19 protein-coding genes are annotated in these 17,234 nt (G+C 58.1%); 7 read left to right on the plus strand and 12 right to left on the minus strand.

The features are described 5' to 3' along the window. Nucleotides 1-7 precede the first annotated feature (7 nt). Nucleotides 8-1,000, plus strand: coding sequence for an asparaginase (locus tag PY311_RS00550; protein WP_286146718.1), 993 nt, complete (start codon nt 8-10; stop codon nt 998-1,000). A gap of 122 nt (nt 1,001-1,122) precedes the next feature. Here PY311_RS00550 and PY311_RS00555 read toward each other — a convergent pair whose 3' ends face one another. From PY311_RS00555 to PY311_RS00570, 4 genes are all read right to left on the minus strand, one after another. Beyond that, entirely contained in the window at nt 1,123-2,526 is a 1,404-nt protein-coding gene (locus PY311_RS00555; RefSeq protein ID WP_286146719.1) for a GNAT family N-acetyltransferase, read from the minus strand. A 134-nt stretch (nt 2,527-2,660) separates the two neighbouring features. Beyond that, nucleotides 2,661-3,686, minus strand: a complete 1,026-nt coding sequence (locus tag PY311_RS00560; RefSeq protein ID WP_286146720.1) for a rod shape-determining protein — start codon at nt 3,684-3,686, stop codon at nt 2,661-2,663. Between the two features lie 118 nt (nt 3,687-3,804). Further along, entirely contained in the window at nt 3,805-4,476 is a 672-nt protein-coding gene (locus tag PY311_RS00565) for a ComF family protein (RefSeq protein ID WP_286146721.1), read from the minus strand. After that, nucleotides 4,473-4,676: a helix-turn-helix domain-containing protein gene (locus PY311_RS00570; RefSeq protein ID WP_434059922.1), complete on the minus strand. Its 204-nt coding sequence runs from the start codon at nt 4,674-4,676 to the stop codon at nt 4,473-4,475. The genes PY311_RS00565 and PY311_RS00570 overlap by 4 nt, the downstream gene beginning before the upstream one ends. 710 nt (nt 4,677-5,386) lie before the next feature. Between PY311_RS00570 and rnhA the strand changes: the two genes are divergently transcribed. Beyond that, the gene (gene rnhA / locus PY311_RS00575; protein WP_286146723.1) at nt 5,387-5,824 is read left to right on the plus strand and encodes a ribonuclease HI; all 438 of its coding nucleotides are present in this window, start codon (nt 5,387-5,389) and stop codon (nt 5,822-5,824) included. 241 nt (nt 5,825-6,065) lie between these two features. Here rnhA and nadE read toward each other — a convergent pair whose 3' ends face one another. The 4 genes from nadE to PY311_RS00595 all read right to left on the minus strand — a co-directional run bounded on the left by nadE (nt 6,066) and on the right by PY311_RS00595 (nt 9,764). Continuing rightward, the gene (gene nadE / locus PY311_RS00580) at nt 6,066-6,836 is read right to left on the minus strand and encodes an NAD(+) synthase (protein WP_286146724.1); all 771 of its coding nucleotides are present in this window, start codon (nt 6,834-6,836) and stop codon (nt 6,066-6,068) included. A gap of 305 nt (nt 6,837-7,141) precedes the next feature. Next, nucleotides 7,142-9,040, minus strand: a complete 1,899-nt coding sequence (locus PY311_RS00585) for a heavy metal translocating P-type ATPase (RefSeq protein WP_286146725.1) — start codon at nt 9,038-9,040, stop codon at nt 7,142-7,144. A 91-nt stretch (nt 9,041-9,131) separates the two neighbouring features. Further along, a complete protein-coding gene (locus tag PY311_RS00590) occupies nt 9,132-9,347 on the minus strand; it encodes a cation transporter (RefSeq protein WP_286146726.1) in 216 nt (71 codons plus the stop codon). A gap of 54 nt (nt 9,348-9,401) precedes the next feature. Further along, on the minus strand, nt 9,402-9,764 hold the full coding sequence (locus tag PY311_RS00595; RefSeq protein WP_286146728.1) for an ArsR/SmtB family transcription factor: 363 nt from the start codon (nt 9,762-9,764) through the stop codon (nt 9,402-9,404). Nucleotides 9,765-9,921: 157 nt separating this feature from the next. Here PY311_RS00595 and PY311_RS00600 point away from each other — a divergent pair, with 157 nt between their 5' ends. Continuing rightward, complete coding sequence (locus tag PY311_RS00600; RefSeq protein ID WP_286146729.1) at nt 9,922-10,350, plus strand: PaaI family thioesterase; 429 nt, start codon at nt 9,922-9,924, stop codon at nt 10,348-10,350. A gap of 211 nt (nt 10,351-10,561) precedes the next feature. Here the strand turns inward: PY311_RS00600 and PY311_RS00605 are convergent, their stop codons facing one another. The 3 genes from PY311_RS00605 to PY311_RS00615 are packed head-to-tail and all read right to left on the minus strand — an operon-like array spanning nt 10,562 to nt 13,710. Further along, nucleotides 10,562-11,929, minus strand: a complete 1,368-nt coding sequence (locus PY311_RS00605; protein ID WP_286146730.1) for a sensor histidine kinase — start codon at nt 11,927-11,929, stop codon at nt 10,562-10,564. A gap of 60 nt (nt 11,930-11,989) precedes the next feature. Further along, nucleotides 11,990-12,667: a response regulator transcription factor gene (locus PY311_RS00610; protein ID WP_286146731.1), complete on the minus strand. Its 678-nt coding sequence runs from the start codon at nt 12,665-12,667 to the stop codon at nt 11,990-11,992. Between the two features lie 14 nt (nt 12,668-12,681). Further along, the gene (locus PY311_RS00615) at nt 12,682-13,710 is read right to left on the minus strand and encodes a DUF4340 domain-containing protein (RefSeq protein ID WP_286146732.1); all 1,029 of its coding nucleotides are present in this window, start codon (nt 13,708-13,710) and stop codon (nt 12,682-12,684) included. A gap of 198 nt (nt 13,711-13,908) precedes the next feature. On the opposite strand from PY311_RS00615, the gene PY311_RS00620 reads away from it, so the two are divergent. The 4 genes from PY311_RS00620 to PY311_RS00635 all read left to right on the plus strand — a co-directional run bounded on the left by PY311_RS00620 (nt 13,909) and on the right by PY311_RS00635 (nt 16,324). Then, on the plus strand, nt 13,909-14,274 hold the full coding sequence (locus PY311_RS00620) for a GntR family transcriptional regulator (RefSeq protein ID WP_286146733.1): 366 nt from the start codon (nt 13,909-13,911) through the stop codon (nt 14,272-14,274). Between the two features lie 3 nt (nt 14,275-14,277). Next, complete coding sequence (locus PY311_RS00625) at nt 14,278-14,973, plus strand: ABC transporter ATP-binding protein (protein WP_286146734.1); 696 nt, start codon at nt 14,278-14,280, stop codon at nt 14,971-14,973. After that, nucleotides 14,967-15,791: a hypothetical protein gene (locus PY311_RS00630; protein WP_286146735.1), complete on the plus strand. Its 825-nt coding sequence runs from the start codon at nt 14,967-14,969 to the stop codon at nt 15,789-15,791. Before PY311_RS00625 ends, PY311_RS00630 begins: the two co-directional genes overlap by 7 nt. A gap of 62 nt (nt 15,792-15,853) precedes the next feature. Next, the gene (locus tag PY311_RS00635) at nt 15,854-16,324 is read left to right on the plus strand and encodes a COG2426 family protein (protein WP_286146736.1); all 471 of its coding nucleotides are present in this window, start codon (nt 15,854-15,856) and stop codon (nt 16,322-16,324) included. A 187-nt stretch (nt 16,325-16,511) separates the two neighbouring features. Here the strand turns inward: PY311_RS00635 and PY311_RS00640 are convergent, their stop codons facing one another. Continuing rightward, nucleotides 16,512-17,099, minus strand: a complete 588-nt coding sequence (locus tag PY311_RS00640) for a ferritin family protein (RefSeq protein WP_286146737.1) — start codon at nt 17,097-17,099, stop codon at nt 16,512-16,514. Nucleotides 17,100-17,234 lie beyond the last annotated feature (135 nt).

Here is a 17,234-nt window from a genome sequence, read left to right on the forward strand (position 1 = left end):
AGCACTCATGAAGAACATCTTACTCATCGGCACCGGCGGCACCATCGCCTCCGATGTGACGGAGGACGGTTTGGCCCCGGAGCTGACCACAGAGCAGCTTTTGAGCCATCTCCCCGCCATCTCCGGCATCTGCAATGTGGACTGCGTACAGCTTTTGAATTTGGACAGCACGAATATGCGCCCGGAGCACTGGCTGAAAATGGTCCGCTGTATCCGGGAAAGCTATGACCGCTACGATGGCTTTGTCATCACCCACGGTACGGACACCATGGCCTACACGGCGGCGGCACTGAGCTATCTCATTCAGGGCAGTCCCAAGCCCATCATCCTCACTGGCGCGCAGAAGCCCATCGGCTTTGATTCCACGGATTCCAAAATCAACCTGGCAGATGCCTTCCGCTGCGCCGCGTCCGACCTTCCCGGCGTGTCCATCGTGTTCAACAGCCACGTTATTTTAGGCACCCGTGCCCGCAAGACCCGCTCCAAGAGCTTTCAGGCCTTTTCCAGCATCAACTATCCCGATTTGGGCGTTCTGCGGGACGGTGTGCTTCTGCGTTATATCCGGCAGGACTGCCATGCCGCCCCGGTATTTTTCGACACGCTGGATTCCAAGGTAGCGCTTTTGAAGCTGACGCCGGGGCAGGACCGCGCCGCCGCCGACTTTCTGCTGGAGCGAAATGACGCGCTTATCATTGAGAGCTTCGGCGTGGGCGGCCTGCCGGAGCAGGGCGGCTTTTTTGACTGCCTGCGGGACTGGATGTCTAAAGGGCGGCTCATCGTCCTCACAACGCAGGTCCCCAGCGAGGGCAGCGACGTCGGCGTCTACCATGTGGGCCACAGCCTGAAAACCGATCTGAAGGTGCTGGAGGCTTACGATATGACCACAGAGGCCGTGGTGGCCAAGCTCATGTGGATTTTGGGCCAAACGCATGACCGCGCCGAGGCGGAGCGCCTTTTTTACACCCCGGTGGCAAAGGACATCCTGTTCCCCACCGGGTAAGCACCGGGCCGGGTATATCGTTTCCCAATTTTCTATACGAAGAATCGAACCAGCGGCGGAGACCATAATGGTCTCCGCCGCTGGTTTATTTAATCAAATTATCCTCGAAAGCTGTTTTATTTTTATACCAGCTTTTCAAAGTAGAAGAATGTCTCGTCCTCGCCGCTGCGGCGCATACAGGCCGAGAGCATCTTGTAGGACGCCTCATTCTCCCGGTAGCACTTGGCTACTACCCGATTGAGGTTCACCTGATACAGTCCCCATTCCGCTGCAGCCCGGAACGCCTCCGTGCCATAGCCGTTTCCGGCATAAGCCTTATCAATACGGCAGCCCAGCTCCGCGCCGCCCCGGTAATCGAAATTGTAGAGCACCGCCTCGCCGATGAGCTTCCCTTCCAGCCGGACCGCAAAATTCACCGCCAGCCGGCGGGCAAAATCCCGGCGGGCCACCTCGTAAAAGCTGCGGTCTGTCATGGGCTCCGTCAGTCCGCCCACATCGTCATAGCCCCACCAGCGGTTGCGCTCCCCGTCCAGCACCAGCGCATTGTAGGCGGGAATATCCGCCTCCGTCAGCGCCGAAAGGGTCAGCCGCTCCGTTTTCAACTCGGGAATTTCCTTGACATGGTGCAGCAGCTCGTTCTGCGGCAGGAAATGGTACTTAGTCGCCAGCTTGCAGGGACCGTATTGCAGCTTGGAGGTCCGCAGGCCCCGGTCCCCGGCATCATCCTCCCGGTTCACATAGGTACACCCATCTCCGAACGCCTCCACCTCCGCCTGTACCATGGCGGGGTAGATGCCGGTATAGGAATACAGCGCCTTTTCAATGTGGATAATAAGAGTCTCCCCGCACTTTTCACACAGGGACAGGGCAATGAGCCGGTCCCCGTCAAACATACCGCCCCGCAGCAGCCACGGCTTGTCCGGCATGGCCAGCATTTTCTGAGACAGCTTCAGCTCCCCCAGTGCGCCGCTGCTGGTATCGGGAAATTCCGCGGCAAAATCCACCCAGAACCGTTCAATGGCCGCTGCGTCCCCCTTGGCGCTGATGGGGCGGAAATACGCCTCCGGCCATTGGGTGCGGAATTTTTTGATGTGGTTCCGCTGGCCGGAATACCGCCGCCCCGCAAAAAGCTGCAAATCCTCTTTGTAGTAGAGGTAGTCCCGCCATGTGCGGATATTGCTGACGCGGACATAGGGGTACCGGGCCAACAGCACCGGGGCCTTGCACTCCGGCACGATGGATATCTCCGGCTGGATGCCGTTTTCAAGACAGTAGCCCTCAATGGCTGTCAGGGCGGCGTCCTCATCTCCCTCCGGTCCGGCCACCGGGTAATCAAAGGACACCCGGCCCTGACTTTCACAGCGGATAATGAGGCAGCCTGCCGCCTCCGTCCACGCATAGTTCAGTGTTTTTCGCCACATGAGCTTCACACCGGCGGAATACTCGCACAACTGGAAGCCGCAGCTTTCATAATAGCGCCGCAGCGTTGCCGCTTCACGCATAGTAATGGGTTTGAATGTCAGCATAAATCCTCGTTTCAATCGTTTTTCTTCAGAATACACCTGCAGCGCCCCATCTGCACAATGGCATTTGCAACACTCGGAGCCTTTCGGTTCAGATGAAAGCTCCCCCGGCAAGCCGGGGGAGTTATATGCTGTTATCAGGTCATCTGCTTGCGGCGGCTGAGGTTCATGGTACCGTCCTGCATGGAGTTCAGGGAGTCCAGACTCTTGCCGGTACCCAGCACCACACAGGAGATGGCGTCCTCCGCCACGGTGGTGTGGATGCCGGTGCGGGCGGTGACCAGCTTATCAAAGCCGTACACCAGACTGCCGCCGCCGGTCATGATGATGCCGTTGGTGGACACATCCGCCACCAGCTCCGGGGGCGTCCGCTCCAGCACAGAGTGGATAGCCTCCATAATGCGCTCCACCGGTTCCTCAAAGGCGTCCATCATCTCCGTGGAGCTGACAGTCACCACCTTGGGAAGACCCGTCAGCAGACAGCGGCCCTTGACGTCCATGGTCTCCTCCTCGTCCTTGGGGAAGACGCAGCCGATCTGCTTTTTCATCTCCTCGGCGGTGCGCTCACCCACCAGCAGATTGTGCTTGCGGCGCATATACTTCACCACAGCCTCATTGAGCTGGTCGCCGGCGATCTTGATAGAGGCGGATTCCACCACGCCGGAGAGGGAGATCACAGCGATGTCCGCCGTACCGCCGCCGATGTCCACCACCATGTGGCCGTCGGGCTGGGTGATGTCGATGCCCGCGCCGATGGCCGCCGCTACCGGCTCCTCAATAAGATACACCTTCCGGGCGCCGGCTTGAATACCGGCATCGATGACGGCGCGCTCCTCAACCTCCGTGATACCGGAGGGCACGCAGATGATGACCCGGGGCTTGAAGAAGGAAAAGCCCGCGACCTTATGAATAAACTCCTTGAGCATCCGCTCCGTCATATCGTAGTCGGAGATAACGCCCTCCCGCAGAGGCCGGATGGCGATGATGTTGCCGGGGGTACGGCCCAGCATAGCCTGCGCGTCCGTGCCCACCTTCAGCAGCTTGCCGGTGGTCTTATCCATAGCCACCACAGAGGGCTCGTTGAGCACAACGCCCTTGCCCTTTACATATACCAATACGGAGGCGGTACCCAAGTCGATACCGATATCTTTTGCGATCCCCATCGTGACACCTCATGTTCTTTCCGCAAATGTTGTACGGAATCTATTATAAGCGGAATTTCCGTCCGCAATCATACATTTTCAATTATAACGGTACATATCCCCGATTGCAAGACAGGAATTATGAATTTTTTCCCTTTTTCGCCGGCGGCGTCCGGGCGGCGGTGAGGCACAGCACCGAGGCGGCGCCGTTATCCCGCAGCACCCGCACACACTCGGAGAGCGTGGCGCCGGTGGTATGGATGTCATCCACCAGCAGAATGCGCCGGTCCACGATCAGTGCCGGGTCCGCCGGGTCGTAGACCCCCAGCACGTTGGCCCGCCGTGCAGCCTCGCCCTGCAGGCCGGACTGCGCCGGGTTATCCTGAATTTTATTCAGCAGGCGGACGGGCTTGGTGCCCCAATGGCGGCACATGGCCTCCGCCAGCAGCCGGGACTGGTCATAGCCTCGCTTTTTCAGCCGCTTTGCGCTCACCGGCACCCAAGTCACACTGTCAAATTCTCCCCCGAACCGCTCCGCCGCACACCGGGCCAGCAGCTCGCCCAGCGGCTCCGCCAACGCGGAGCCGCCCCGGAATTTCAGGCGCAGCAGGGTGTCCCGCACCGCGCCCTCGTACCACAGCGGCGCGGCGCAGGTCAAATCCTTTTCCGTTTTGACCACCTGTTCCTCCGGAATCCACGGCAAATCCTTTTCACACACGGGGCAGATGCCTACCTCGTCCAAAACCTTGCCGCAGAAGGGGCATTTCGGCGGAAAGAACAGGTTGATGATGCTTTCAAAAAAATGATTCATTTTTTCTTCCGAGGATAAGGCTTCGGCTCATCGGTCAGGCCAACTAAATAGTCGATGCTGACGCCATAGTATTCGGCCAATTTGATGATTGCGTCCAGCGGATACCGTGAAACGCCAATTTCGTATTGGCTATATGTGTTTTGGCTGACATGGAGCACGTTCGCAACGTCTTTCTGCGTGAGGCCTCTGTCGTTTCGCAAATCTCGGATTCTTCCATATTTCAATATCTCAGTTCGCATATACATCACCTAAAACGAGTATATGTATCTTGAAATAAGATATTTTTACTTTATCTGGAAATCAGATAAAACCGTCTGCTCCCGCAGAGGGCAGTTCCCACTACGGGGCAAGGGGAAGGGGCCTTTGGCGCAAAGGCCCCTCCCCCTTAGACCCCCACCCGAAACATGGGGGACGCCACCCGTCCCCCATGCCCCCTCGTGGCACAAAGGGGCGGGACTGCGGTCCCTCCCCTTTGGAAACCCCTCCCGGAGTTGGACGGGGGAGCGGCAGCGGAAAGAAGAGCAGGGGATGTCCTATTTGCACCCCGTTGTGCTCCATGCCCGTAGATGCGGCGGCGCACCTGATTTGAGATTCAGGTATAGCGCAGCCGGTAGGGGAGTTTCAAGTTCAGTCGGCAGTTCGTGACGGCCAGCCCCCGTTTTGGGTGAGTTGACCGCTTTGCCGGTCAACTCATCCCTCAGCGCTTTTTCTTTTGTACCGTGTCCGGCACGTTTTCTTTTTGGCAAGACAAAAAGAAAATGTGGGGGACATTCTGCACGGCAAAGCCGTGCTTCCTGTCCCGGAAGCCGGGACTACCCTTTGCACTATTAAGGCGCGATCAAAACAACCTTCTTGTGAAATGCCAAAATTCATGGTATGATAACATGAAAAATCTCAAAGGATGTTTAAGATGAAACAAGTCACCATTTATACCGATGGCGCCTGCTCCGGCAATCCCGGCCCCGGCGGCTGGGGCGCCATTTTGATGTACGGCGCTCACCGGCGGGAACTGTCCGGCGGCGAGGCGGAAACCACCAACAACCGCATGGAGCTCACCGCCGTGATTCGGGCGCTGTCGCTTTTGAAGGAGCCCTGCATCGTGGAGCTGTGGAGCGATTCCAAATACGTCATTGACGGACTTTCCAAGGGCTGGGCCAAGGGCTGGAGAGCCCGGGGCTGGGTAAAAAGCGATAAAAAGCCCGCCCTGAACCCCGACCTCTGGGACGAGCTGCTGCGGCTGGAGGGCCTGCACACGCTGCACTACCACTGGGTCAAGGGCCACGCGGAGAACGAGTACAATAACCGCTGCGATGAGCTGGCGGTGGCAGAGAGCCGCAAATTCAAATAGCAGGCGGCCGAAACGTTTACAATTTATTCACAGCAAACACACAATTTCGCAAAATTGTTTGGGTATCTTAATACTTGCAAAGGGTCCTCCCAACCCGATGCGTTTTCTCCCTCCTAAAACACACAGCAAAGACCCCCGGCCATTGGCCGGGGGTCTTTGTGTATTGCTTCTTGAACGCGTCTGCCGGTTTTCCAGCAGTCCCTTTGCCTCCGATTTCCCGGATACAGGCGGCGTTGGCCGCTTACTTATAATAGTCGGTCTCGTCTGTCAGGGCCATGGAAAGTCCGTTGTGATACACCGGCATCAGTTGGAACTTGAAGCGGCTGGCGCGGTGGAGCCGGTCGATCTTCTCCTTCACTGCCGGGTCCGCCACGCCCTTGCGGACGTACTCATTGACCGCGTGATAGGAAAAGCCGAGGTTATCCTCGTCCGTCAAACCAGTCAGTCCATCGGAGGGCGGCTTGATGAGGAATTTTTCCGGCAAACCCAGCTCCACTCCCAGTGCGATGACCTCCTCCGTGGTGTACATCCCCAGCGGAGAGAAGGCTCCGGCGGCGTCGCCGTAAACCGTGCAGTAGCCCACCCAGTCCTCGGAGAGATTGGAGGTATTGAGCACAATGCCGCCCTTCTCGCTCTGCGCCACGGCGTACAGCGTCAGCATCCGCATCCGGGAGGGCAGATTTACCCGGGTCTGGCGGCTGGGCTGCATACCAAGCCGCTCCATCTCACCGAGAATGCCCGAGGTCCCCCCCTGAATATTGAACACATAGTGCCGGAGGTTCAGGAATTCCACCAATCCGTTGGAATAGTCAATATCCGGCTGAATACCGTCCGGCATAAGCACGCCCACCACGTTTTCCCGACCATAGGCCGCCACAGCCAGCGCGGCCACAGTGGCGCTGTCCTTGCCGCCGGAAATGCCGATGACCGCCGTTTTGCCGCCGCAGGCGGTCATCTGCTGCCGCATCCATGCCAGCAGACCGGGCAGTTGTTCCTTTGCGTGAAATTCCATACGATCACCCTTTCGGAAGTCTTGATGCCCTATTGTAAAACGATGGGCGCATTTTTGCAAGAATTTTCGCCAAAAAGAGGGCGGAGGGCTGAAGCCCTCCGCCCTGAGGCTGTCGATAAAGTGATAAATTTTCCGCAACGGTAAGGAAGGGTGTGCGCGGGAAACCCAAGAAGGGTGTCCTGCGCCATTAAAATCCTAAGTTTTCAGAACTTTTATAAAGTTCTGAAAACTTGCTCAGCGGGGCGAAAAAACTTTTTCGCCCCGCTGAGGGCGGAGGGCTGAAGCCCTCCGCCCTCTTATCCGCATTATTTTTTCTCGGCCTCCTTGACGTTCAGGCAGCGCATGGCGTTGAGAATGGCGATAAACGCCACGCCCACATCGGCAAAGACTGCCAGCCACATCGGTGCCTTACCCAGAGCGCCCATCACCAGCACCACGGCCTTCACTGCCAGAGCGAACACGATGTTCTGGTGCACGATGCCCACGGTCTTGCGAGCAATGCCGATGGCCACGGCGATTTTGGAGGGCTGATCGTCCATCAGCACCACATCCGCCGCCTCGATGGCGGCATCGCTGCCAAGACCTCCCATGGCAATGCCGATGTCGGCGCGGGTCAGCACCGGGGCATCGTTGATACCGTCGCCCACAAAGGCCAGCTTGCCGGTCTCCTTTTTCAGCAGTTCCTCCACGCGGCTCACCTTATCGGCGGGCAGCAGCTCAGCATGGAATTCATCCAGTCCCAGCTCCGCAGCTACGGCCTCCGCCACCGGCGCGGAATCGCCGGTGAGCATCACGGTCTTTTTCACACCCAGCCGCTTTAACGCCGCAATGGCCGCCTTGGAATCCGGCTTCGGCAGGTCGGAGATCACGATATGGCCGGCATAGAACCCATCCGCTGTGACATGGACGATGGTTCCCGGCAGCTCACAGGGCAGCCAGTTCACATTCTGCCGCTCCATCAGGCGGCTGTTGCCGACGCCCACGGTCCGTCCGTCCACCTTCGCCAGAATACCGTGGCCCGCGATCTCCTCCACATCGGAGACCCGGCCGCTGTCCATTTCACTCTTGCAGGCGTTCCGCAGAGAAACGGCGATGGGGTGGGTGGAATACTGCTCGGCCAGCGCCGCGTACTCCAACACCTGCTCCGGGGTGAAGCTCCCCTCCGGGTGAACGGCTGTCACCTCAAAGGTGCCCCGGGTCAGGGTGCCGGTCTTGTCGAACACAACGGTGTCCGCCTTGGCCAACGCCTCCAGATAGTTACCGCCCTTGACCAGAATGCCGCACTTGGACGCGCCGCCGATACCGCCGAAGAAGCTCAGAGGCACGGAGATGACCAGTGCGCAGGGGCAGGAGATGACCAGGAACGTCAGTGCGCGATGGAGCCAGTTATCCCATGTGGTACCCGCCAAAAACGCCGGAGGCGCGGGCAGGAACGCCAGCATCAGCGTAGGGATGAGGAACAGCGCCAGCGCTGCATACACCACGCAGGGCGTATAGTATTTGGCAAAGCGGGTGATGAACTGCTCGCTGACCGCCTTTTTCTCGCTGGAATTTTCCACCAGCTCCAGAATTTTGGAGACCGTGGATTCCTCACAGGGCTTTGTGACCGTCACCCGCAGCAGACCCGTCAGGTTCACGCAGCCGCTGATGATCTCGTCCCCGGCATGGATGGTCCGGGGCAGGGCCTCGCCGGTCAGGGCGGCGGTATCCAGCGTGGAGCTGCCCTCCAGTACGGTACCGTCCAGCGGCACCCGCTCACCGGGCTTCACCACGATGACGGAGCCTACCGTCACATCCTCCGGGTCTACCTCCTCCAAACCGTTTTCCGTTTCCAGATTGGCGGTGTCCGGGCGAATGTCCATCAGCGCGGCGATAGACGCCCGGGACTTGCCCACGGCGTAATCCTGAAACAGCTCGCCGGTCTGGTAAAACAGCATAACGAACACGGCCTCGTCAAATTCGCCGGTGGCAAAGGCACCCACCGTGGCAATGGCCATGAGGAAATTCTCGTCAAAAACCTGCCCGTTGGCGATTCCCATAAACGCCTTCCGCAGCACATCGTAGCCGATGATGAAATAGGGAATCAGGAAGCACACTGCCTGAAGCCAGCCGCTGAGAGGCAGGAGCTTGAACAAAATCAGCAGCGCCGCAGCCGCCGCAATGCGGTCGCGGACCTTTTTCTGTTTTTGGGTTAGAGTTGCCATATTCTTCCTCCTTTCAGGAAACCGCGCCGCCATTGGCGGCGCGGTCCGGCGTGTCGAATATATTTTTTTATCGGCAGCCGCTCACTTGAATTTACTGATACAGCTCACAGTCCGGCTCGATCCTCTTGGCCGTGGAGATGACCTCCTGTAAAATTTCATCAAACCGGGCATCGTCTGCGTCCAGCGTCAGTTTTTGGGTCATAAAGCTCACCGTCGCCCCATTCACGCCATCGATCTTCTTGATGGCCTCCTCCACCTTGGCAGCGCAGTTGGCGCAGTCGATTTCGAACTTATAACGCTTTTTCATAATTGGTTCCTCCTGATTCATTTATTGATTAGAGAATTACTCGGAATAACAAATTCACTCAAGGATATGCTCCAGACCCTGATTGATGATGGTCTTCACATGATCGTCCGCCAGCGCGTAAAAAACCGTTTTTCCCTCCCGCCGGGACTTGACCAGCCGGGCGTTTTTCAGGGCCTTGAGCTGGTGGGAAATGGCGGATTGGGTCATCCCCAGCAGCGCCGCAATATCACAGACGCACATCTCCGCCTCAAACAGTACGTACAAAATCCGTATCCGGGTGGAATCTCCGAAGATCCGGAACAGCTCCGTCAGGTCATACAGCGTGTCCTCGCTGGGCATCTCCTTCTGGACCTTTTCCACGATCTCGTCATGGGCGTGGATAAACTCACAGCATTCCACATTATAGCGATCTTCCATGGCGTCCTCCTTCATTTTAACGTATGAACGACTGTTCATGTGTTCATGATAGCACTCTTTTCTCTGTTGTCAAGTCCCTTTTGAAAAAACAGTAGAAAATTTTTGAAAGGTGTGCTATGCTGGTGCAGACTTACGAAATGACAGATAAGGAGCCCGTATGCATCAGATTTCTTTAGAGACCGCCCGGGAAACGGAGCGGATGAACCAGTTTGCCGTGTACAACCACATTGAAATGGTGGAGGTCGAGCCGGACCACGCCATTTTCCGTCTGAATATCCGCCCGGAGAGCAAGAACGGCTACGGCATGGTCCACGGCGGCGCCATTTACGCCATGGCAGACAATGCCACCGGCTTTGCCGCCCACACGGACGGACGCAGCTATGTCACCCAGACCAGCGCCCTGCACTTCCTCCGCAATCAGTCCGAAGGGGAAATCCGCGCGGACGCCCAAGTACGTCACCGGGGACATTCCACCTGCCTTGTGGCCGTGGACATTTTAGGGGAAAACAACAAGCTCATCGCTACCGGCGAGTTCACCTTCTTCTGCGTGGACCCGGAACTGATGGCCTCCAAAATCAAAAAATAATGACAAAAAGGACAGGGCTAAGCCCTGTCCTTTTCCAAAAGCATTATCCGCGCTCCGGGGATCACCTGTCGGTATGTCCCCGGAGCATTTTTTTATTTCCGCAGCGGTACCATCAGTTGACAAGGGCAAATATGCTTTCCAGCGGCCTAAATAGCCGCTGATTTTGTCATTGTCCTTGGCTTGCGCCAGCAAGCCTTCGTCCGCTTCCGCATCAGCGCCCATTTTTGCTTGCTGGAAAGTCCTTCGGAGTTTTTCGGAATTGGAAACGGCGGCTCAGCGAGGCTGACGAAGCAGCCGGGCTGCCGCCCGGCAATGAGGAAAACGAAGCTGGACATTGTTTCAGTTCCGAAAAACCGTGTTTGCCCTTATTAACTGATGGTAAGGTAAAGATAAAGCGGGTGGAGACCGCATCGCTTTCTGCCCGGAGGCTGCCCTTGTGCTCCCGGGCAATGGTGTCGGCGATGGACAATCCCAGACCGAAGCCGGACTGCTCCCCCCGGGAGCTGTCTGCCCGGTAAAAACGCTCAAAAAGATGGGGCAGATGCTCCGGCGGAATGGGGTCGCCGGGGTTGGCCACCGTTAAGCGGGCCTGCCGCTCCGTCCGCTCCAGCGTCAGCGTGATGGTGCCGCCGGGGGCGCCGTATTTCACGGCGTTGTCCAGCAGAATGGAAATCAGATGCCGCAGGCGGTCCCTATCTCCCGTGACCGTAACGTCCTCCGCCACATGGTCCTCCAGCGGCTTGCCCGCCTCAAAGGCCACCGGCTCAAAGGACAGCACGCACTCCGTCGCCACATCGCTGAAATTCACCGGCTCCATGGCGGCGGGACGCACACCGTTGTCCGCCCGGGCCAGCGTCAGCATTTGCTCCACCAGCGTCCGCATCTGCTCCGCTTCACAGCGAATATTGCCGCTCCAGCGGGCGGGCTTTTCCGGCAGCGCCGCCCCCTCCAGCAGCTCCGCGTTGGACAAAATCACCGTCAGCGGCGTTTTCAGCTCGTGGGACGCATCGGAAAGGAACTGCCGCTGCTGCCGCCAAGCCCGCTCCACCGGCCGCGTGACCCAGCGGGACGCCGCCGCAGCGATTCCCAGCAGCACCAGCAGCGCCGCCAGCGCAATGACCAGATAGGAACGGATGACCCGCGCCAGCGTCGCCTGCTCCATGGACATATCCACAAAGGCCAGCTTGCGGTACAGTCCGTTATCCTCCACGAGATAGCGGAGGTGATAGTCCTCCACCGTACCCTCCGTCTGATTCTGCTCCAGACATTGGCTGAGAATATCCCGCAGCGCGTCTGTATCCTCCAAATTGGCATAGGTGCCGCCGGTGATATAGGCCGTGCCGCCCCAGATATTCACTGTGAAATAGGGCAGCAGCAGCCGGTCCCCGCCGATCTCCACCGATACGCCGGGGGCAGAGCCGCTCCCGTCCTCGCGGATAACCTGCGTGAGCACCTGCCGGCTGAGGTCCTCGATATTCTGCCGGACCGCGTGATAGGCGGCGGCGAACACCGCCGCCAGCACCGTCAGCACCAGCGCCATGCACACGCCCACGAACTGCCATCGCAGCTTCCGTATCATGACAAGCGCCTCCCCTTGTCGAAAAGTATGTGGAAAATGTTGAAAACTTGGGGAAAACGGTTATGCCTCCTGCTCCAGCCGGTAGCCCACCATGCGGATGGTACGGATTTTCACCCGGGAGCGGAGGTGCTCCAGCTTTTTCCGCAGAAAGGAGATATAGACCTCCACATTGTTGTCCTCGGCGTCGGATTCGTAGCCCCACAGCTTCACAATCAGACTCTCCTTCGTCAGAACCATCTCCCGGCTCCGCAGCAGCAGCTCCATCATGTCAAACTCCTTACGGCTCAAGCGGACGGACCGCTCCCCGCAGGCCAGCTCAAACGTATCCGGCTCCAGCCGCAAATCGCCGTATTCCAGCACGTTGGAGGCCCGCTGCTCCGGCTGCCGCCGGGTCAGCATCCGCACGCAGGCCAGCAGCTCCTTGGGCTCAAAGGGCTTGGTGAGGTAGTAATCCGCGCCGCAGTCCAGCCCCTCTACCCGGTCGGAGAGCTCCGAGCGGGCGGAGAGCATCAGCACCGGCACCGTTTTCCCCTCCTGCCGCAGCGCCCGCAGAACGGAAAAGCCGTCCTTCTTCGGCAGCATGACGTCCAGAATCACCAGATCGTAAATATCCGACAGGGCGTTGTCCAGCCCGCTTTCGCCATCGTGGCAGACGTCGGCGGCATAGTGCTCCGTGTCCAGCAGGTCCCGCAGCGTTTCCGCCAGCCGGACCTCGTCCTCAACGATCAATACCCGCATTGCTGCACCTCCTGTCAGGCCGGCTCATCCATGCCCTGATACGCAAGGCGCATCAGGGGGTCCAGCAGCTCCAGCTCCATGAGGTAGATGGCTTCCTCCTCCCCAAAACGGACATAGCGCCCCGTTCCGTCCATGTTCTGTGTGCCGACCTTCATTTCAAAACTCGTCTCGGCTCCGGAGTCCGTCTGATACGATACCGTCAGCGTCACGGGATCGTCAAAGCCGCAGAAGACCGCCGCCTCATTGGAGGGGTGCCAGTCCACGCATTTTGTGACCCGCAGCGCCGCAAGGTCCTCCAGCAGCGCCCGGAGAGAGGCGTCATCCGTGATGTTGGCCCCGCCGGCCCGCCAAGAAACGCTTGCCGCATCGTCCTCCGCGTGAACCGCTGTCAGGACCGTTGTTCTGCGTCCGTCTGTCTCAGTGTCCGCCTGCTCCGTTTTCGGCCCCTGCAGGGTGATGGAGAGCATCTGCGCCTCCGCCAGCGTTGGCAGCTCCGGCAGGCGGCACATTTCATACACCGGTGTCTGCATGGCCGTGTACAGATCCCCGGAAATAATATAGATATGCTCCGAATCGGAATTGATATCCGCATAGCGGCTGTTACCGTCCGTTGTGGCGTTACCCATTGCGATGGTCAGCACACCTCCGTCCGGTGCCGTGGCGGTGAGACTGGCTGCCGGTGCGTCCAGCCCGCACTCAGACAGGTCCTCCGGCCGGTCAAGGGTCTGCTGGGGCCGCAGCGTCCGCAGCAGAGTGAGAATCACCCGAAGCTGCGTATCGTCCAGCGGAAAATCCGGCTCATTTTCCCAGTACCACGCGCCCTCCGTATCCAATGCGAAGGCGAGGTACGCGCTGCCATTATCGTATGCCAGATTCACATAGTCGCTCTCGGCCAACTGCGCCGTTTCCGCCATGGCGGTCTGTCCGTCCGTTTCCGCACGGGCCTGCCGGTAGCGAATGCTCAGCACGATCAGCACTGCGGCAAACAGCACGGCAAGGACAATGCTCAGCACCGTAATGAGCCGTTTTTCTTTCCAAGTCATAGGGGCCTCCTTATCGTTGTCAAACGCCGCAAACGCGGCAGTCACCTCATTTTGATTTGATATTATAGCATATCTCCCGGCTGTAGACAAGCACTGCCACGCCGCTCCTCTTTGCAAAAATTCAAAATAGGGCTTGACAATTTTCACGATTGTGTTATTGTATTACTTGTCTAATACAAAAGAACAGGGAGGCGAACCATGAACTGGCAATTTTCCAACAGCGCTCCCATCTATACCCAGCTCATCGGGCAAATTCGGGCCGGCATCGTTTCCGGCGCGCTGGCGCCGGGAGAGCGGCTGCCCTCCGTCCGGGACCTTGCCATGGAGGCGGGCGTCAATCCCAACACCATGCAGCGCGCCCTGACAGAGCTGGAGCGGGATGGGCTGGTATACAGTCAGCGCACCTCCGGGCGCTACGTCACGGAGGATCGGGACGTGATTTCCGCTGCGCGGCACGCGCTGGCGGCGGGAAAGGTGCGGACATTTTTATCGGATATGACCGCGCTGGGCTTTGAAAAGGAAGAATTACTGTCGCAGCTGCGGCAGGAGATGGAAAAGGAGTAAACCATGCCTATTTTGGAATGCAAGCAGCTCTCAAAGAGCTACGGCAAAGCACCGGCGCTGGAAAACGTCAGCTTTGCCATTGAGCCGGGCCGGATCGTGGGACTTTTAGGCCCCAACGGCAGCGGCAAGACCACTCTTATCAAGCTGGCCAACGGCCTGCTGACCCCCAACAGCGGCGAAATCCTTATTGACGGAGCGGCGCCGGGCCGGGAGACCCACGCCGTTGTCAGCTATCTGCCGGAGCGCACCGCCATCCCCATCTGGATGAGCGCCGGACAGCTCATGGATTTCTATCAGGATTTTTACAGGGACTTCCGCCGCCAGACTGCGGAGGAGATGCTGCGCCATCTGGATATCCGGCCCACGCAGCGTATTCGTCAAATGAGCAAGGGCACCCGGGAAAAGGTGCAGCTCATCATGGTCATGAGCCGGAGCGCCAAGCTCTATCTGCTGGATGAGCCCATCGGCGGCGTTGACCCCGCCACCCGGGACTATATCCTGACCACCATTATTTCCAATTATAACCCCGAGGCCAGCGTGATTTTGTCCACGCACCTGATTGCCGATGTGGAAAAGGTGCTGGACGAGGTGGTTTTCATCGACAAGGGACATCTGGTTCTGCAATCCTCCGTGGATCAGATTCGGGAGGAAAAGGGCATGAGCGTGGACGCACTGTTCCGGGAGGTATTCAAATGCTGAGAAAATTATTGAAGCATGAGTTCCGGGCCACCGGCCGGGTCATACTGCCTATCTTCGGTCTTCTGCTGCTGTCCGCAGTCGGCGCCAACCTCTCCATCCGGGGCATGACAAACGCTCAGAGCACATTTTTGAACACCCTTGGCACCATCCTGATCATGCTGTTCTTCCTTGCCATTATCGCCGTTGGAATCGTGGCTCTTGCGGTGATGGTCAGCCGGTTCTATAAAAATCTTTTGCAGGACGAGGGCTATGTGATGATGACCCTGCCGGTGAGCATCCACCAGCAGGTATGGAGCAAGCTCATTGTTTCTACCGTGTGGTTTGCCGCCACGGTTCTCGTTATCATTCTGGCCTGCTTTGTCACGGCCTTTGACATCCGCTTTATGGGCGAGCTGTGGCAGGAAGTGAAGAATATCGCCCACGCTGTAATTCGCTATAACCACATGGATATTGTGGTCAACGGCATCGGCTTCCTTGTGGAGCTTTTGCTGCTCTGCATCATGGCCTCTATTGCCTTCTGCCTGCGGGCCTATTCCGCTATGGCCATCGGCTTCAGCCGCCCCAATCACAAGGGACTGTTCAGCGTAGCCTCCTACATCGTCATCGGCGTAGTGGTGCAGATTTTGGGCGGCATCGGTATCTCCCTGCTGAACGATTCCTGGTTCCACCGCCTCCTGCTGGGCTGGGAGCCGCAGCTTTCCGCCACAGCCGCCATGCACCTTGGTATGTGGTTCCTGATCGTTCTGGAACTTATTTACTGTGCCGTTTTCTATTTCTTAACGGTTTACTTCTTGCAAAAACACCTGAATCTGGAGTAAAATATGATAGCCGATGCCCCGGCGGTCACACGCCGGGGCAATTTTTACACAAGGAGAACACCATGCCCCTTTGGGAGACCCTGTTTGGAAAATACGTCATGACTATGGCCATCGCCGCCGTTCCGGTGGTGGAGCTGCGGGGCGCCATCCCCGCCGGGGCCGCCGCCGGATTGTCCCCATGGGCGGCCTGTGTCGCCGCAGTCATCGGAAATCTTCTGCCGGTACCGTTCATCGTTCTCTCCGTGCGGCAGATATTCGACCGGCTGCGGAAGCACCCCTTCTTTGCCCCGAAGATCGATGCTTTGGAGCGGCGGGCGCACCTGAAGGGCCGCCTGGTGCGGAAATACCGTCTGCTGGGGCTGACGCTGTTTGTGGCCGTTCCTCTGCCGGGCACCGGGGCATGGACGGGCGCGCTGGTAGCCGCGTTCCTCCACATCCGCCTGCGCCATGCACTGCCTGCCATCGCGCTGGGCGTTCTTGTGGCCGGTGTATTGGTCACGCTGATGACCATCGGTGTCATTCACCTGTTTTAGCGCCGCGTTCTGTTTTTCCTCGAAATACTCCAGTCACCCAAAGCGCCCCTTCCGTTATGTGGGAGGGGTGCTTTTTTCATTTGATTGTTCACTCGAAGGCGTAAAAAAAGGCAGAACACACGGGATGCAGAAAGAGAGGGAACAGGCTTCCCTGTTCCCTCTCAAAAGGTTTTGAGTTTTTCGAAAATTACTTGTTGAAGTACCGCTTCAGCATACCCTCCAGAGCCTTGCCGTGACGGGCCTCATCCCGGGCCATCTCATGCACGGTGTCGTGAATGGCGTCCAGATTGTTCTTCTTGGCACAGGTGGCCAGCTCAAACTTGCCGGCAGTAGCACCGTACTCGCAGTCCACACGCCAAGCCAGATTCTTCTCGGTGGAGGCGGTCATATTGCTCTCCAGGTCGCTGCCCAGCAGCTCGGCGAACTTAGCGGCGTGCTCGGCCTCCTCATACGCGGCCTTCTCCCAGTACAGGCCAATCTCGGGATAGCCCTCGCGGTGTGCGATGCGGGCCATGCAGAGATACATACCCACCTCGCTGCACTCGCCGTTGAAGTTGGCCATGAGCTGATCGAAGATATACTTCTTGTCCTCCTCGGAGATGTCGGGGTTGTTCTTCACAGTCTCAGCGTAAACGCCGAACTTGTGCTCGGCCGCCAGCTTGATCTCGCCCTTGACCTCGTTGAACGCATTCTTCGCGTGGCAGACAGGGCACTCCACCGGAGCCTCGGGACCCTCATAGATATAACCGCAAACCTTGCAGACCCACTTCTTCATAATTGTATCCTCCTTAAATCTTTCGATTTTCCTAAATTGCTTTTCCTAACCGATCCTGTTCGGTGGTTATAGTATAACAGGAATGATTTCTAATTACAAGTTGCATTTGCAACGAAATCAATATTTTTTTATTGC

The organism is Neopoerus faecalis (genome assembly GCF_029218125.1).
GTDB lineage: Bacteria > Bacillota > Clostridia > Oscillospirales > Oscillospiraceae > Oscillibacter > Oscillibacter faecalis_A.

Coding starts and splice junctions, on each gene's coding strand:
- PY311_RS00550 (WP_286146718.1), top strand. CDS start 8: ATGAAGAACATCTTACTCATCGGCACCGGCGGCACCATCGCCTCCGAT.
- PY311_RS00555 (WP_286146719.1), bottom strand. CDS start 2,526: ATGCTGACATTCAAACCCATTACTATGCGTGAAGCGGCAACGCTGCGG.
- PY311_RS00560 (WP_286146720.1), bottom strand. CDS start 3,686: ATGGGGATCGCAAAAGATATCGGTATCGACTTGGGTACCGCCTCCGTA.
- PY311_RS00565 (WP_286146721.1), bottom strand. CDS start 4,476: ATGAATCATTTTTTTGAAAGCATCATCAACCTGTTCTTTCCGCCGAAA.
- rnhA (WP_286146723.1), top strand. CDS start 5,387: ATGAAACAAGTCACCATTTATACCGATGGCGCCTGCTCCGGCAATCCC.
- nadE (WP_286146724.1), bottom strand. CDS start 6,836: ATGGAATTTCACGCAAAGGAACAACTGCCCGGTCTGCTGGCATGGATG.
- PY311_RS00585 (WP_286146725.1), bottom strand. CDS start 9,040: ATGGCAACTCTAACCCAAAAACAGAAAAAGGTCCGCGACCGCATTGCG.
- PY311_RS00590 (WP_286146726.1), bottom strand. CDS start 9,347: ATGAAAAAGCGTTATAAGTTCGAAATCGACTGCGCCAACTGCGCTGCC.
- PY311_RS00595 (WP_286146728.1), bottom strand. CDS start 9,764: ATGGAAGATCGCTATAATGTGGAATGCTGTGAGTTTATCCACGCCCAT.
- PY311_RS00600 (WP_286146729.1), top strand. CDS start 9,922: ATGCATCAGATTTCTTTAGAGACCGCCCGGGAAACGGAGCGGATGAAC.
- PY311_RS00605 (WP_286146730.1), bottom strand. CDS start 11,929: ATGATACGGAAGCTGCGATGGCAGTTCGTGGGCGTGTGCATGGCGCTG.
- PY311_RS00610 (WP_286146731.1), bottom strand. CDS start 12,667: ATGCGGGTATTGATCGTTGAGGACGAGGTCCGGCTGGCGGAAACGCTG.
- PY311_RS00615 (WP_286146732.1), bottom strand. CDS start 13,710: ATGACTTGGAAAGAAAAACGGCTCATTACGGTGCTGAGCATTGTCCTT.
- PY311_RS00620 (WP_286146733.1), top strand. CDS start 13,909: ATGAACTGGCAATTTTCCAACAGCGCTCCCATCTATACCCAGCTCATC.
- PY311_RS00625 (WP_286146734.1), top strand. CDS start 14,278: ATGCCTATTTTGGAATGCAAGCAGCTCTCAAAGAGCTACGGCAAAGCA.
- PY311_RS00630 (WP_286146735.1), top strand. CDS start 14,967: ATGCTGAGAAAATTATTGAAGCATGAGTTCCGGGCCACCGGCCGGGTC.
- PY311_RS00635 (WP_286146736.1), top strand. CDS start 15,854: ATGCCCCTTTGGGAGACCCTGTTTGGAAAATACGTCATGACTATGGCC.
- PY311_RS00640 (WP_286146737.1), bottom strand. CDS start 17,099: ATGAAGAAGTGGGTCTGCAAGGTTTGCGGTTATATCTATGAGGGTCCC.